Genomic DNA, 584 nt, shown 5'->3' on the forward strand with positions numbered 1-584 from the left:
ATCAGTTGGTGTCACTGGGGTGAAGTCTTGGTTCACTAGGTCTGTTCCTGGAATTGTGTGTGTAATTCCTGTATTCGGCTCTTTCAACGTTGCGGTTCCGTCGGCTCCTACCGTTACTTCCTTACCTGGATTCTTAGCTTGAACTTTTTCTTTGACTTTGTCTTGTTCGCCTTGAGTCAATTCTCCAGCTTTCTTCACTGGTACTTTGTCAGTTGGTGTCACTGGGGTGAAGTCTTTTACTGTTAAGTCTTTCACTGGGATGAGTACTGAATCGCCAGTTGTCTTATCCGTTACAGTAATATTACCTTTATCATCCGCCTTAACATCGCTATTTGGATTAGATTTTTTAACTTCTTCTACCAATTTTTCTATTTCTTTTGATGTTAAATGTTCTGGATCTGGAACTACGAGTGGTAGTGGAATCTCAACTTCAAACTCTTTTGCAGGTTCACCTTTAGCGCTAGTAAGTTTCGCTGGCGTTGTTTGTCCGGATACGCTCGCTGGTTTGTGTCCTGGTTCATTGATGCTGACACTTCCTGCCGTTGCTGTGTCTGGTAACTTCGTATTTGGAATCTTGAACGTTC

1 pseudogene is annotated in these 584 nt (G+C 42.6%); it reads right to left on the reverse strand.

Annotation, left to right across the window (positions count from 1 at the left end):
• Positions 1-584: pseudogene (locus tag KV696_RS09605) on the reverse strand (hypothetical protein); the annotation flags it as partial.

The organism is Streptococcus humanilactis, from assembly GCF_019448275.1.
Lineage (GTDB): Bacteria > Bacillota > Bacilli > Lactobacillales > Streptococcaceae > Streptococcus > Streptococcus humanilactis.